A 13,986-nucleotide genomic window follows, 5' to 3' on the forward strand; every position below is an offset into this window, starting at 1 on the left:
ACCGGGGGCGGCGCTGAGGGACACGAGATGAACGGACACCGCATGGACCAGGAGACCGCCGAGCGCCTGCTCGTCGGTCCCGTCGCCGACGCGCAGGACGGTCCGGAGGCGCTCGTCCGGTTCCTCGCCGCCGTCCGCGCCGCACCCCGCCCGCACGAACTCGACGGTGAGGGGGCGGCCCTTCAGGCGTTCCGCCTGGCGCGGGCCGGCGGCCCGGTGGCGGTCTCCCGTCCCGAGCGGCGGCTCCGCGCCGGGCTGCTCGGCGCCAAGCTCGCCCTGGCCGGCCTGCTCGCCACCGCCACCGGTGGGGTGGCCCTGGCCGCCGTCACCGGCAACCTGCCCGGTCCGCTGCCGGGCGGTGACGGCGCAGCCAGCTCCGCGACCCCGAGCACCCGGCCCGACGGGCGGCCCACGCCCGCCACCGCTCCGACCACCCCCGCGGTCGGCCCGAGCGACCACCCGGCCAGCCCGTCCGCGCTGGCCGGGCTCTGCACCGCGTACCGGGCGGAGGGCGACGACCGGCGCCGCGTGCTGGAGACGCCGCGCTACGCCGACCTGGTCGCCGCCGCCGGCGGGCGGCAGCAGGTCGCCGGCTACTGCGACGACCTGCTCGACGACAAGGACAAACCGAGCGGGCCCGGCGCGGGACCGACGCGGCGGCCGAGCTCCGCGCCGAGCGACCGGGTCACCGGTCGGCCGGAGCAGACGCCGGCCAAGCCGTCGGCCGAAACAGCGCCGACCAGCCGCCCCGCCGGCCCGTCGGTGCGGCAGCCCGCCTCGGTCGGCGCGTCCCCGCGCTGACCCGCGCGCACGGGGCGCTCCCCCGGATCCGCACGAACCGTGCCGGCCCGCGTCGGGCCGGCACGGTCGTGGCGTGACGGTCAGAAGGTGGCCACGTTCAGCAGCTTCTCCTGAATGCCGTCCGGGTCACCGGCCGGCCAGCTGTAGTTGGTCGTACCGGCCGCCTGGAGGGCCGACTTGACCGCGCTCGGGGTGGCCGTGGGGTGGGTCGCCTTGTAGAGGGCGGCGCCACCGGCGGCGTGCGGGCTCGCCATCGAGGTGCCGGAGATGGTGTTGTAGCCGCCGCCCTTCCAGGTCGAGTAGATGCACACGCCCGGGGCCATCAGGTCGACGTCGGCGCCGTAGTTGGAGAAGTCGGCGATGGTGTCGTCCACGTCGCTGCGGCAGGTGGCCGCGGCGCCGCCGCCGGGCACACCGTTGAAGTCGGCCAGCGCGGAGACCGTGATGACCTCGTCGTACGCGGCCGGAACGTGGTTGGCGGCGTTGTCGGTCTCGTTGCCGGCGGCCACGACGTACGTCACGCCGGCCGCGACGGAGTTGCAGATCGCCTCGTGCATCGCGTCCGTGTTGCTGCCGCAGGCGCTGTCGGAGCCGGCGCCGCCGAGGCTCATGTTGGCGACCTCGATCTCGCTGGCGTGCGCGGTCACGTAGTCGATGCCGCAGATGATGCTCGAGAACGAGCCGCTGCCGGCGTTGTTGAGCACGCGGACCGGCCAGAGCCGGGCACCCGGGGCCATGCCCACCACGCCGATGCCGTTGTCGAGCGCGCCGATGGTGCCGGCGACGTGCGAGCCGTGGCCGTTGCCGTCGGCGGCGCTGGTTCCGGTGGAGCAGTTCTTCGCTCCGGCGGTGTAGACGTTCAGGTCCGGGTGGGTGAGGTCGATGCCGGTGTCGATGACCGCCACGTCGACGTTCACCCGTTCGTCGGCGCCGTTGATCTTCGCGGTCGGGCTGAGCTCGGCGTCGGCCCGGTTGATGCCGGTCGGCGTGGTCTGGGCGTCGGCCGTCACCACCCCGTCGGGCTGGACGAGGAGCACCCGCGAGTCGCGGGCGAGGCGCGCCGCGGCGGTGGCGCTCATCCGGGCGGAGTAGCCGTGCAGGGCGTGCTCGTAGACGTGGCCGACGGTGGCGCCGGTCGCCCGGGACTGCTCGGCGGCGACCGACGCCGAGTTGGCGTCGGCGCGGAGGACGACGATGTAGCCGCTCTCCACCTCGGCGCGCGGGGCGGCGGTGGCGCCGGTCGCCGAGGCGGCGACGACGATGCCGGTGAGCATCGCGACGCCCAGTGTCTTGCGCATGGGGGTTCCTCTCCACGTGCGGTAAGGGCGGATGGCCCACGCCGAGGCTGACCCGTGGGGGGCCGCCGGACCAGAGGGTGACGACATTCGTTATTGGAAATATATAAATTAGGTTGAAAAGCCGCACAACGACCGACCCGATGTCGGGAACACCAGGTCGACGAGCGGGGGCACGGCCTCCTGCCCGGTTATCGCCACCGGCCGCCGCGGTGTTTCACCCCACCACTTGGCGGCACGGCGGGCGCCCGTTACGGTCGATCCAGCCAGAGCGGAAGGGCTTCGTTGACCTCTATGGACACACCGGATCCCGACCTGGTGCGGCGGGCGGCGGCGGGCGATCCGGCGGCCGTGACCCGGATACTCACCGAGATCCGGCCGATCGTGGTGCGCTACAGCCTGGCCCGGCTGGGCCACGTCGGCGCGGGTGGCGCGACCGCCGAGGACGTCGCCCAGGAGGTCTGCCTCGCGGTGCTGCGCGCGCTGCCCCGCTTCGTCGACCAGGGCCGTCCGTTCCTCGCCTTCGTCTATCGCATCGCCGCCCGCAAGGTCGCCGACGCCTGCCGGAGCGCGGGCCGCGACCGGTCGGAGAGCGTCGCCGAGGTGCCCGACACCGCCGATCCGTCGCCCGGGCCGGAGCCCCGCGCGGTCACCGCCGACCTGGGCGCCCGGCTCAGCGAGCTGCTCGCCCAGTTGCCGGCGACCCACCGGGAGATCCTGGTGCTCCGCCTGGCGGTCGGCATGACGGCCGACGAGGTCGGTACGGTGCTCGGCATGAGCGGTGGGGCCGTACGGCTGGCGCAGCACCGCGCGCTGACCCGGCTGCGCGCGCTCGCCGGCGACTCCCTGTCGGCGGTGATCGGATGAGCGCCACCGGCCCCACCCCGCCGCACGAGGACCCGGTGCGGCGCGACGACGAGCTGCTCGACGCGCTCCGCCGCGGCGCGCCCCCGGCGGACGACCCGGTGGCCGCCCTGCTCGGCGGCTGGCAGGCCGAGGTGGAGGCCCGCGCCGTCGAGCTGGAGGCCAGGCCGTGGCCACCCCTCGACGGCCGGCCGGCGGATGCCCCCGGGGCCGCCCGGGACCTGGACCCGGCCGGGCCGGTGCCCGTCCGGGCCGTCCCGCCCGCCGAAAAGCTCGACCGCCCGGTCGACCCGACGGGTACGCCGGAGCACGGCGAGCCGGCCGGGACCGCTCCGAAACGGCGACGGCCCGGCGGCCGGATCCCGCGCCGGCGGGTCCGCGTCCTCTCCGGGGCGGCGCTCACCCTGGTGACCCTGGCCGGCGGTCTCGGGTTCGGCTCGGCCCGGGCCGAGCCAGGGGGACTGCTCTGGCCGGTCACCCAGCTGGTCTGGACCGAACGCGCCGACACGCTGGTCGCCGAGCGGGAGATCGACCGGATGCTCGACCAGGCCCGGCGCGACCTGCGCGCCGGCCGGTACGCCGAGGCCCGCACCGACCTCGAACGGGCCGCCGCGCTCCTGACCCGCCTGGGCGACGGCCCGGGCGCCACCCGGATCCGCGACGACCTGGCGAAGCTGTGGCAGCGCCTGCCGGCGCCCGGGGTGGCCCCGGTTCCGTCGCCGGCCCCGCCCGCGACCCCCGGTGCCACGCCGATCGCTCCCGAACGGACCGACGACGTGTCCACCACCCCGGCCACGGTCCTGCCCGCCGACGGCGACCCCGCGCCCGACCCGGGCCACGACCGCACACCCGGGCGACCGCCCGCCACCACGTCGCCCGCGACGGCTCCGGCCACGACGGCACCGCTCACCGGCACCGGCCGCGACCGGCACACCACCCCGGACCGGCCGACCCCGCGGACCGGCAGGCACACCGCGCCGGACCGGCCGGCCACGGGCGCCGGCGCCGGCCGGCGCGGGTCCGCGGCGGGCACGCCGCCGGCCACCGCGGCCCGGCCGCGGCCCGCCCCCGGCGAGGCGCCGTCCCGCGGCCGCTCCGCCGACCCGCCGGCCGCCAGGGGGAGTGTCCCGGCGGTCGAGCCGCACGCGGCCCGACCCGCCGCGCCGGAGCAGCCGGGCACCGGTTCTCACCCCGGTGACCGGGGTCGGCCGGCTGGTAGCTTGCCCCGGTGACTCCGCGGCGTCGCCGACTGGCGATCCTCTTCCGCCTCGCCGTCGTGCTCGGCGTGGTGGCCGGCATCATGCTCACCGCGCTGGGTCCGGCCACGGTGACCGGCCTGCTGCCCTACTTCACCATCCAGAGCAACGTGGCCGTCGGTGTCTTCGCCGGATACGCCGCCTGGCGGGCCTGGCAGGGCCGCCCGGAGCCGCCGAGCGCGCTCAAGGGCGCCGTCACCCTCTACATCGCCATCACCGGCACGGTCTACCACCTGGTGCTCGCCAACCCGGCCAGCCCGTTCGCCATGGCCCAGCCGCACCGGGCGCCGGGCGAGTGGTGGGGCAACCAGTTCCTGCACACCGTGGTGCCGCTGCTGGCGATCGCCGACTGGGCGCTGCTCGACCGGCGGGGCCGGCTGCGCCCGCGGTACGCCGCCTGGTGGCTGGCGTTCCCGCTGGCGTATCTCGGGTTCGCCCTGGTGCGGGGGCTGCTCGTGCACCGCTACCCGTACCCGTTCCTCGACGCCGGGCAGCTCGGCTACGGCGGCGTCGGGCTCAGCGCGATCTTCTTCGCCGTCGCGTTCTGGCTGCTCGGCCTCCTCCTCGTCGGCGTCGACCGGGGTCTGGCGCGGCGAACCGGTGCCGTGCCGGCCGAGCCCGCACCGGCCCTCGTCGTCGCGCCCGAGGAGAGCGCGGCCTGGCCCCGCTGACCGGCGGCCCCGCCCGGACGGTCACCCGACGGTGCGCCGCTCACCGGCCAGGCCCCCGACGCGGACCCGCCGGCCGGTGGTGCGGTCGCGGCCGTAGGCGTCGGCCCGCCCCCAGCGCCCCGGCACGTCCAGCAGCTCGATCCGGCCGTACCCGTCGGGGATGTACGGGTCGGCCAGCAGGTTCTCCTCGCAGGGGCGCAGCCCGAGCATGGTGGCGAGCAGCATGAGCAGGCCGCCCGAGGCCCACGACTGCGGCCGGCCGGCCGCCGGCAGCTGGACCGGGTACTTGGTGATCTCGCGCGGGTAGCCGGCGATCACCTCCGGCACCGACCCGCCGACCGTCTCCGCTACGGCGAAGATGCCGGCCGCGACCTGGGCCGCCTCGGCGTCGTACCCGTAGCGGCGCAGGCCCGCCGCGACGAGCGCGTTGTCCGACGGCCAGACCGCGCCGAGGTGCGCGCCGACTGGGTTGTAGGGCCGCTGCCCGGTGGCGTAGGTACGCACCCCCCAGCCGGAGAACAGCTCCGGGCCGACAAGGTGCGTGGCGACCGCGTCGGCCCGCTTCGGCTCGACGATGCCGCTCCACAGCAGGTGCCCGAGGTGTGAGGTGAGCGCGTCCACCGGCTGCCCGTCCGGGGTGAGCGCCAGCGCGTAGTAGCCCCGGTGCGGCAGCCAGAAGTCCCGGTCGAACCGCTCGCGCAGCCGCGCGGCCTCGGCCTCCAGCCGGTCGGCGTAACCGGGGTCGCCCCAGACCTCCCGGGCCAGCCGGGCGCCCCGCACCTTCGCGTCGTAGGCGTACCCCTGCAGCTCGCAGGTCGCCCGGGGATACGGCGGCTCGACCGCGTTCCGGTCGACGATGGCCCCCGGCGAGTTCCGCCAGGTCTGGTTGGCCACCCCGTTGACCGTGTTGCGTGGCTGGTAGCGCAGGTAGCCGTCGCCGACGGAGTCGCCGTACTCGTCGAGCCAGTCCAGCGCCATCCGGGCCGGGTGGCGCAACTGCCGGACCAGGTCGACGTCGCCGGTCCAGCGCTCGTACTCGTCGAGCAGGACCACGAACAGCGGCGTGGTGTCGGCCGCGCCGTAGTAGAACGCGGTGGGCTGCTCACCGAAGGCGGCCGACTCGCCGTAGCGCAGCTCGGCGAGGATCTTCCCGGGCTCCTCGTCGTGGTAGTCGTCGAGCCGGCCGCCTTGGAGCAGGGCGAGCAGGCGCAGCGTCGCCGGGGTCAGCTCCGGGGTGAACGGCAACGTCTCCAGGCAGGTGATGATGGCGTCCCGGCCGTACAGCGCCATCGCCCAGGGCAGGCCGGCCACCGGCACCCGCTCGATGTAGGACAGCGGCGTGTACCGCAGTGAGGCCAAGTCGGTCAGCGCCTGCCGGTACGCCGACATCAGGGGCTCCCGCTCGGCCATGAGCTGCGGCGCGTGGTCGAACCAGCGGGCCAGGTCCTCCCGCATGTCCTGGCGGACGTGCCGGCGGTGGAACTCCAGGCTGGCCCGCAGATCCCGGCCCTGCGCCCCGTGGATGATCATGGCGATGTGCAGGTCGGTGTGCCACTCGCCGTCCGGGGCGACCCGGATCCGGAAGGTCATGCCTTGCTGGTCGACCTCCACCGGGGCCGTGCTGGTGACGACGGTCTCCCGGGTGAACCGGCCGCGCTGGTGGCAGATCCGCAGCTGCCGTTGGACCGGGTCGGCGACCACCACCGGCCCTCGCGGCGCGGGGCGGAGGATCTCGCTGGTGTCGGCGAAGTCGCTGCCCATCTCCATCCGCACGGTGAACTCGGCGGGCTCGGCCGAGTGGTTGAGCACGGTGAGCCGCTCGTTGAAGCTGTCGTTGATGGACCGGTGCCGGATCACCGAGACGTCGGCGTCCACGTAGTGGCTGGCGGCGCCGGGGACCAGCACGAACCGGGTCTCGAAGTAGGCCAGCTCGTCCCGGGACAGGGCGTTCAGCCGTTCGCCGTCGACGGTGAGCACCCAGTGGGACAGGAAGCGGGTGTCGAATGAGAACAGGCCGATCGGGGCGTACGGCTCGGCCTCCATGTCGCCCTGCGCGTCGCTGAGCGCGAACGCGTTGCCGGCGAGGACGTTCACCAGTTCCTGCCTCATGCCGCCCCCACCCGGATCCGCTCGCCGGCCACCTCACGCGGGTGCCGGGCGCCGGGCGGGCCCGGGAAGAGCCGGCGCAGGGTCAGCAGCAGCCGCAGGTTGCCCTGCGCCGTCAGGTCGTTGCGCAGCAGCGCGGCGGCCGGGTTCAGCCGGCCCGAGGCGATCCGGTCGAACACCTCCCGGTCGGCGCCGATCACCAGCTCGGCCTCGTCCGCCAGGCGATCCACCCGGACCTCCTGATGGTCGATGGTGAGGTACCAGTGGTCGGTCCGCGCCCCGTCACGCAGGTCCAGGCGGACCGTGCCGGCGGTGGTCTCCGGCAGGTCAGGGTGCGGGCCGGCGACCTGCCGGGCCAGGTACTCCGCCGCCGAGGCGCTCATCGGTCCCTCCCCGTGTCCGTGGTCGCGGCTCCCCGCCGGGCGGGTCCGCCCGCTCCCGCAGCGTCCCCGCCGGTCGGGTGAGGCCAACTCACCCCGTCCGGGTGAGCCGGGCTGGTGCGCCGGGGTGAAGTCGGGTAGTCCGGAGGAATGGGGATGACCGGGGACGTCACGACCGACCGCGTGCTCGCCGCGCTGCTGGCCATGCAGCGCCAGTCCTGGGAGCAGGGGGTGACCGGGCAGGCGCTGCTCGACCTCGGGCTCGGTGAGCTGGCCGTGCTGGTCGCCGACGCGGCGGTGACCCGGCAGCACCCGGACGGGCGGCTCGGCGACGTCTCCGGCGAGGCCGGCGCGGTGAACGGCGCGGCCTGCGGCGAGGTGGTCCGGTACGCGGCCGCGGCCGACGGCGACCCACGCTTCGCGGCCGCCCTGGACGCGCAGCTCGACTGGCTGGTCTCCCGGGCGCCCCGGGCCGCCGACGGCACCCTGTTCCACCTGCTCGACAACCGGCAGGTGTGGGCGGACACCGTGTACATGGTGGTGCCGCTGCTCGCCCTGGCCGGCCGGACGGACCTGGCCGCCGCGCAGGTCGACGGGCACCGCCGCCGGCTGTTCGACCCGCGCACCGGGCTCTACGCGGCGCGCTGGGACGAGGACCGGGGCGAGCTGGACCGGCCGGGGCCCTGGGGCACCGGCAACGGCTGGGTGGTCGCCGGGATCGCCCGGGCGCTGCGCCTGGCGCCGGACTGGCCGGCCGGGCTCCGCGCCGAGCTGGCCGGGCACGCCCGCACGGTGCTGGACGCCTGCCTGGCGTACCGGACCGACGACGGGCTCTTCCCCGACGTGCTCGACGACCCCGGCTCGTTCCGGGAGGCGAACACCGCGCAGTTGCTCGGGTACGCGGCACTGACCGGGGTGGCCGACGGCTGGCTGCCGGCGTCCTGGCTGGGCACCGGCGCGGAACTGCTGGCGGCCGCGGGCCGGCGGGTCGACCGCCACGGGCGGGTGACCGGGGTGAGCGGGGCGCCGGACTTCGCCGGGCCGGGCACCTCGCCGGAGGCGCAGGCGTTCCACCTGCTCGGGCACGCCGCGCTGGAGCGGGCCCGGGCGGCGGTCAGCCCCGCTGGATGAGCCCGCGCACGTACGCGGCCTGGCCGACGTGCTGGAGGTCGTCGTCCAGCACGCTCACCAGCCGCACCCCGAGGGTGACCGGCGGGTCCCAGTTCTCGTCGACCACCCGGTCCAGGTCGGCCGGGCGCAGCCCGCGCAGGTACGCCCGGGTCCGGTCGACCACCGCCCGGTGGTAGTCGAGCAGCACCCGGCCGTCCTCCGGCCGCACCGCGGCGATCTGCTCGGGGCCGTGCCCGAAGCCGGTGTCGTTCGGGTCGGCGGTCAGCCCGCACCGCGCCGCCCAGTCGCCGGTGACCCAGAGCTGCTCCTCCCCCTGCACGTCGGCGACGTGGTGGTCCTGGATCCGGGTCAGGTGCCAGACCAGCCAGCCCACCGGGTTCGCCCCGGCGGCCGGGGCCTGCCGCAGCTGTTCCGGGCTGAGCCCGTCGAGCGCCCCCGCCACCAGGTCGGGCAGCCGGCCGTACGCCTCGGTCAGCAGGTCGTTCACGTCCACGGTCCACGCTCCTCCGCCGTCGGTGCCACCCGAGCTGTACCGCGCAGTCCCGGGGGCAAACCTCACCCCCTTAGGGTGATCGCGTGGTAGCGGCGCTGGAGCTGTATCTCGACATCGACGCCACCCGGCGGATCCGGGTGCTCTGGGACGCGTTGGAGGCCGAGGGCGTGCAGAGCATGAAGTCGCTGCTGGAGCAGCGGCACCGGCCGCACGTGTCGCTGGCGGTCGCGCCGCGTCTCGATCCGCACCGCGTCGCCGAGGCGCTCGCCGGGATGGTGGTGGCCGCCCCGCTGCGGCTGGAGTTCCAGCACGCCGGGCAGTTCGTCGGGCGGGTGCTCTGGCTCGGTCCGGCCCCCACGCCGGAACTGCTGGCCCACCACGGCGCGGTGCACGAGCGGTTGGCCCGGGCCGGCATCGGCCTGGTGGAGCACTACCAACCGGGCCGCTGGGTGCCGCACTGCACGCTCTCCATGCGGGTACCGAACGCGCTGATGGCCGCGGCGGTGCGCCGCTGCCTGGAGGTGCTGCCGCTGACCGCCACCGTGGTCGGCGCGGCCGTCACCGACCACGCCCGCGGCATCTCCCACCCGCTCGGCTGACTCCGCCCGCTTCGCTCGCGCGCCGTCAGCGCGGCCCGAAGTCGACCAGGAAGGTCGGGTAGTCCGGTTGCGGGCAGGGGTCGCCGCGGTGGCCGAGCCGCTCGTAGAAGGGCGCCGCCCGTTCCCGGTGGGCCTGCCACTCCAGGTGCCGGGCCCGCCCGGCCGCCCACTTCGACACCGCCGCGAACAGCGCGCGGCCCGCGCCACGCCGGCGCCGGTCCGGGCGTACGTGCAGGTCGTGCAGGCGGACGGTGCGGTGCGCGTCGCCGGAGCGCAGGTGCAGCCCGTGGTCCTGTGCGGCGGCGTACCCGGCCAGCCCGTCGTCGTCCACCGCGCCGAGCAGCGCCCAGTGCGGGTCGGCGAGCAGGAGCAGGAAACGTTCCCGGTGGACCTCGACGGGCTCGTCGCCGACGCCCATGTCCCGCAGCATCGGCCACAGCCGCGGCCAGTCCGCCTCGGTCAACTCCCGTACGGTGATCGGCACGCGGCCCAGGATGCGGGCCGCACCGGGCGGAGGCCAGCGGTTTCCGGCCCGGGTTTTCGCCATCTGCCGCCGATCCACCTGACCTGGCACCACGAGCCGATGGGCGACGTGGCACGGGCTGAGCCGGACCACGGCCGACACCACCGGCACGGGCCGGGCGCAGGCCATCCGGGACCACGTGACGTGGCCGCGCCAGCAGAGCGACGTGGACGCGGTGGCGTACTGGAACAACTGGGCCGAGTTCGAGCTGGGCGACCCCCCGCTGGAGTCCACCGCCAGGCGGAACCTCCAGCTCGGCTGACCGGAGGGCGGGCGGGCCCGGCAACCGCCGGCCGGGCCCGCCCGCCGGGTGGCCCCTAGACTGGCCGGGTGGGGCGGGCCGAGTGACCAGCGACAGCGTGTCGTCGACGACGTACGGTCACCTCTGCCTCGCCTACGACGACCCGGCGGCGCTGGAGGCCCGGGCGGTCGCCCACCTGGCCGCGGGACTCGCGGCCGGCGAGCAGGTCTGGCTGGTCGCTCCCGGTGGCCCCGACTCGCTGGCCCACCGGCTGGACCGCCTCCCCGGCCTCGACGAGGCGCTGCGCCGGCGCGCGCTCCGGCTCGTCCCGGTCGAGCAGGCCTACCGCCACGGCGAGATCGTCGACCCGGAGAAGCAGGTCCGGGCGTACGCGGCGGCCACCGCTGACGCGCTGGCCGCCGGCTACACCGGCCTGCGGGTGGTGGCCGAGGCGACCACGATGGTCCGCTCCACCGCCCAGCGGGACGCCTTCGCCCGCTACGAGCACCTCATCGACCGCTGGATGCGCCACCACCCGATGTCGGCGATCTGCGCCTACGACCGGCGCGAGCTGAGCGACGCGGCGATCGCCGAGCTGGCCTGCATGCACCCCGAGACCAACGCCGACGTGTTGTTCCGGCTGCACGCCGGGGGCGGCGAGGCGGTCGTCGAGGTCGGCGGCGAGCTGGACCCGTCCAACAACCGGCTCTTCGCCGCCGCGCTGAACCGGGCCGACCCGCGACCGCTCGACGGCCGGCTCGTGCTCGACGCGACCGGGCTGCGCTTCGTCGACCACCGCTGCCTGCTGCACCTGCGCGACCACGCCCGGCGGCACGACGCCACCGCCGTGCTGCGCACCTCGCGCTCCGCCGCGGCCCGGCTGGCCGAGTTGCTGGACCTGGACGAGGTGCGGGTGGAGGTGGTCCGGTGAGGACGGGAGCCGCCGCCGGTCACGTCGGCTACTACCACGAGGCGATCCTCTACGACTCCGACGAGCACCTGCTGGCCGTGGTGCTGCCGTTCCTGCTCGGCGGGGTCGAGGCCGGCGAGCCGACCGTGGTGGGCTTCGGCGAGCGCAACGCCGAGCTGGTCCGCCGGGCCCTGCCCACCGGCACCGCGGTCACCTTCCTGCCCGGTGGCGACGTCTACGCCCGCCCCACCGCCGCGATCCGCGCCTACCGCAAGCTGCTCGGCTCGTACGTGGCCGACGGCGCCCGGCAGATCCGGATCGTCGGCGAGCTGCCGCCGGCCGTGCTCGGCGCCACCTGGGACTGGTGGGCCCGCTACGAGTCGGCCATCAACCACGCCTACGACGACTTCCCGCTCTGGAGCATGTGCGCGTACGACACCCGGACCACGCCGTCCCGGGTGCTGACGGACGTGGCGCGGACCCATCCCCGGGTGGCGCTGCCGGACGGCGGCCACATGGCGACCGACGGCTACACCGAGCCGACCAGCTACCTGGCCGAGCACCACCTGATGCTGCCCGACCCGCTGCAGTGGACGGCGCCGGCGGTCGAGCTGACCGACCCGAGCCCGGCCGAGGCGCGGGACGCGGTGCGCGCCGCCCACCGGGGCCAGCTCTCCGCCGATGACCTCGACGACCTGGTCGTGTCGGTCAGCGAGGTGGCCAGCAACGCGCTGCGGCACGGTGTGCCGCCGGTGCGGATGCGGCTGTGGAGCGGCCCGGACCGGATGGTGGTGACCGTGCACGACCGCGGTCCCGGCCCCACCGACCCGTACGCCGGGCTGCTGCCCGCGGGCAACGGCGCCGCCGGCGGCCTGGGCCTGTGGATCAGCCACCAGTCCTGCAATCACGTGGCGCTGCACCGCGACGCCGACGGCTTCACCGTCCGGCTGACCGCGGGGAACCCGGACTTCCCGATCTGAGCCGGCTCACCCGGCGGCCGTCCGGACCGGGCGGTGTGGACCCGGATCCGCGTCGGGGGCGGGGCGGGGCGGAACCCGCGCGCCGACGGCGGTACCGTTGCGCCTCATATGCCCTGCGGGGCGGTCATCCGCCGGCCTGGCGCTGGCGAACCGACGGAGGATGGCGCAATGTCCAACGGCGAGGAACCGTTCGCACCCCACGACGACGTGTCCGCGCGACCGAGGTTCGACCCGGCGCTGCGCGGCTACGACAAACGCCAGGTGGACCGGTACGTCGAGCAGATGGACGGCGAACTGACCGCCCTGACGGCCGACCGGGACCGGGCGTACGCCCAGGTCCGGGAGCTGACCGCGCAGGCGCAGCGGGCGCAGACCGAGGCCGCCGAGCTGCGCCAGCGCCCGACGCAGGTGGACCGGGCGTCCTTCCGCGACCTCGGCCCGATGGTCGACCAGATCCTGGACCTGGCCGAGAAGCAGGCCGGCCAGATCACCGAGACGGCCACCAAGCGCGCCGCCGACCTCCAGGCCCAGGCGGAGCGGGTGCTGGCCACCGCGCGGGACGACGCGGACCGGGAGCGGCGTGAGCTGGCAGAGGAGCTGTCCGCCCGCCGGGCCGAGCAGGAGCAGGCGGACGAGGAGCGGCGTGCCGCCGCGCAGGCGGAGCTGACCGCGATCCGGGAGCTGACCGAGAAGCTGCGCACCGAGGGTCAGGCGGCCCACGACCGGGCGCAGCAGGAGGCGAAGCGGATCGCCGAGCAGAGCGCCCAGCAGGTCGAGCAGGCCCGCTCCGCGTCGGAGGCGCTGGTGAAGGCGGCGCGTACGCAGATCCAGCAGGAGGTGCAGGCCAACCGGAGCAAGGCCCAGCAGGAGCTGGCCCAGTGGCAGGCCAACATGGCCCGCGAGCTGGACGAGCGGCGGGCCGCGGCCGAGCAGGAACTGGCCGACCGGGCCACGGCCGCCGAGCGGGACATCGCCGCCCTGGTCGCCGAGGCCCAGCAGTACGCCACCGAGGTCCGCGAGCGGGCCGACGAGGAGACGGCGGCGCACCAGGAGCAGCTCGCCACGGTGCAGCAGGAGATCCAGCAGCGGCAGGAGGCGCTCACCCAGCTCCAGGCCGAGCTGGAGACGGTCGGCCAGCAGCTGGAGCACACCCGCCGGGAGATCACCACGGTCGAGCAGGAGGGCGCCGCGCTGGAGGAGCAGCTGCTCGGCGTACGCCGGGACCTGGCCGCCGAGACCAAGCGCCTGGACGAGGCGCGCCGCGCGGCGGACCTGGCCGAGCAGCACGCCAAGGAGACCCGGGCGCGGGTGCAACGGGAGGCCAAGCGGGTCGCCGACCTGGCCGCCGCGGCGGTGATGGCGGCCGCCGCGGGCGGCGGCGAGACGGCCGAGTACCCGCAGGTGGCGCCGCGTCCGGTGGCCGCGCCCGCGGAGGCCGCCCCGGCGGCGCCCCCGGTGGTGGCGCCCGCGCCGGTGGTGGTGCCGGCCCCGGCCGTGCTCGTGGACCCGGCCGCGCTGGTCGACCCGGAGGCCGGCGAGCAGGCGGACGGCGAACGGCCGACCGCCGAGCCGTTCCTGGAGCGGGCGACCCTGGGCCGGCCGAGCTTCGACGCGTTCGCGGTGCGCACTCCGGCGCAGCGACCCGCGTCGGACGCGGAGACCACCGGGGAGCTGGCGGCCGGTCCGGAAGGCGGCGTGCCCGCCAACGCCTGACCCCGCCCGTCCCCGCCGCCGGG

The 13,986-nt window shown here is 76.0% G+C and carries 15 protein-coding genes; 10 read left to right on the forward strand and 5 right to left on the reverse strand.

Going from position 1 to position 13,986, the window contains the following annotated elements:
• The first annotated feature begins 27 nt into the window (after positions 1 to 27).
• Positions 28 to 801, forward strand: coding sequence for a hypothetical protein (locus AB0F68_RS05540; protein ID WP_357333155.1), 774 nt, complete (start codon positions 28 to 30; stop codon positions 799 to 801).
• Between the two features lie 80 nt (positions 802 to 881).
• Here the strand turns inward: AB0F68_RS05540 and AB0F68_RS05545 are convergent, their stop codons facing one another.
• Entirely contained in the window at positions 882 to 2,099 is a 1,218-nt protein-coding gene (locus AB0F68_RS05545) for a S8 family peptidase (RefSeq protein WP_357333156.1), read from the reverse strand.
• 291 nt (positions 2,100 to 2,390) lie between these two features.
• Here AB0F68_RS05545 and shbA point away from each other — a divergent pair, with 291 nt between their 5' ends.
• The 3 genes from shbA to AB0F68_RS05560 are packed head-to-tail and all read left to right on the forward strand — an operon-like array spanning position 2,391 to position 4,887.
• On the forward strand, positions 2,391 to 2,963 hold the full coding sequence (gene shbA, locus AB0F68_RS05550; RefSeq protein ID WP_357333157.1) for an RNA polymerase sigma factor ShbA: 573 nt from the start codon (positions 2,391 to 2,393) through the stop codon (positions 2,961 to 2,963).
• Positions 2,960 to 4,192: a hypothetical protein gene (locus AB0F68_RS05555; protein WP_357333158.1), complete on the forward strand. Its 1,233-nt coding sequence runs from the start codon at positions 2,960 to 2,962 to the stop codon at positions 4,190 to 4,192. Before shbA ends, AB0F68_RS05555 begins: the two co-directional genes overlap by 4 nt.
• A complete protein-coding gene (locus tag AB0F68_RS05560) occupies positions 4,189 to 4,887 on the forward strand; it encodes a Pr6Pr family membrane protein (RefSeq protein WP_357333159.1) in 699 nt (232 codons plus the stop codon). The genes AB0F68_RS05555 and AB0F68_RS05560 overlap by 4 nt, the downstream gene beginning before the upstream one ends.
• A gap of 21 nt (positions 4,888 to 4,908) precedes the next feature.
• Here AB0F68_RS05560 and AB0F68_RS05565 read toward each other — a convergent pair whose 3' ends face one another.
• Together AB0F68_RS05565 and AB0F68_RS05570 are read right to left on the reverse strand one after the other, a co-directional pair.
• The gene (locus AB0F68_RS05565; RefSeq protein WP_357333160.1) at positions 4,909 to 6,996 is read right to left on the reverse strand and encodes a glycogen debranching N-terminal domain-containing protein; all 2,088 of its coding nucleotides are present in this window, start codon (positions 6,994 to 6,996) and stop codon (positions 4,909 to 4,911) included.
• Positions 6,993 to 7,376, reverse strand: coding sequence for an SCP2 sterol-binding domain-containing protein (locus AB0F68_RS05570; protein ID WP_357333161.1), 384 nt, complete (start codon positions 7,374 to 7,376; stop codon positions 6,993 to 6,995). Before AB0F68_RS05570 ends, AB0F68_RS05565 begins: the two co-directional genes overlap by 4 nt.
• Positions 7,377 to 7,529: 153 nt before the next feature.
• On the opposite strand from AB0F68_RS05570, the gene AB0F68_RS05575 reads away from it, so the two are divergent.
• The gene (locus AB0F68_RS05575; RefSeq protein ID WP_357333162.1) at positions 7,530 to 8,504 is read left to right on the forward strand and encodes a glycoside hydrolase family 88 protein; all 975 of its coding nucleotides are present in this window, start codon (positions 7,530 to 7,532) and stop codon (positions 8,502 to 8,504) included.
• Here the strand turns inward: AB0F68_RS05575 and AB0F68_RS05580 are convergent.
• On the reverse strand, positions 8,488 to 8,997 hold the full coding sequence (locus tag AB0F68_RS05580) for a DinB family protein (RefSeq protein ID WP_357333163.1): 510 nt from the start codon (positions 8,995 to 8,997) through the stop codon (positions 8,488 to 8,490). The two genes, AB0F68_RS05575 and AB0F68_RS05580, sit on opposite strands and share 17 nt — an antisense overlap.
• A gap of 83 nt (positions 8,998 to 9,080) precedes the next feature.
• Between AB0F68_RS05580 and AB0F68_RS05585 the strand changes: the two genes are divergently transcribed.
• Positions 9,081 to 9,596 (forward strand): 2'-5' RNA ligase family protein, encoded by a 516-nt coding sequence (locus tag AB0F68_RS05585; protein WP_357333164.1) that lies wholly within the window; start codon positions 9,081 to 9,083, stop codon positions 9,594 to 9,596.
• Positions 9,597 to 9,621: 25 nt separating this feature from the next.
• Here AB0F68_RS05585 and AB0F68_RS05590 read toward each other — a convergent pair whose 3' ends face one another.
• The gene (locus AB0F68_RS05590; RefSeq protein WP_357333165.1) at positions 9,622 to 10,080 is read right to left on the reverse strand and encodes a GNAT family N-acetyltransferase; all 459 of its coding nucleotides are present in this window, start codon (positions 10,078 to 10,080) and stop codon (positions 9,622 to 9,624) included.
• 178 nt (positions 10,081 to 10,258) lie between these two features.
• On the opposite strand from AB0F68_RS05590, the gene AB0F68_RS05595 reads away from it, so the two are divergent.
• From AB0F68_RS05595 to AB0F68_RS05610, 4 genes are all read left to right on the forward strand, one after another.
• Complete coding sequence (locus tag AB0F68_RS05595; RefSeq protein WP_357333166.1) at positions 10,259 to 10,381, forward strand: hypothetical protein; 123 nt, start codon at positions 10,259 to 10,261, stop codon at positions 10,379 to 10,381.
• An 82-nt stretch (positions 10,382 to 10,463) separates the two neighbouring features.
• Positions 10,464 to 11,291, forward strand: a complete 828-nt coding sequence (locus AB0F68_RS05600) for an MEDS domain-containing protein (RefSeq protein ID WP_357333167.1) — start codon at positions 10,464 to 10,466, stop codon at positions 11,289 to 11,291.
• Positions 11,288 to 12,250 (forward strand): sensor histidine kinase, encoded by a 963-nt coding sequence (locus AB0F68_RS05605; protein ID WP_357333168.1) that lies wholly within the window; start codon positions 11,288 to 11,290, stop codon positions 12,248 to 12,250. The genes AB0F68_RS05600 and AB0F68_RS05605 overlap by 4 nt, the downstream gene beginning before the upstream one ends.
• Positions 12,251 to 12,418: 168 nt before the next feature.
• Positions 12,419 to 13,963, forward strand: coding sequence for a hypothetical protein (locus tag AB0F68_RS05610; protein ID WP_357333169.1), 1,545 nt, complete (start codon positions 12,419 to 12,421; stop codon positions 13,961 to 13,963).
• Positions 13,964 to 13,986: the final 23 nt, after the last annotated feature.

The sequence above is a fragment of the Micromonospora sp. NPDC023966 genome, from assembly GCF_040639095.1.
Lineage (GTDB): Bacteria > Actinomycetota > Actinomycetes > Mycobacteriales > Micromonosporaceae > Micromonospora.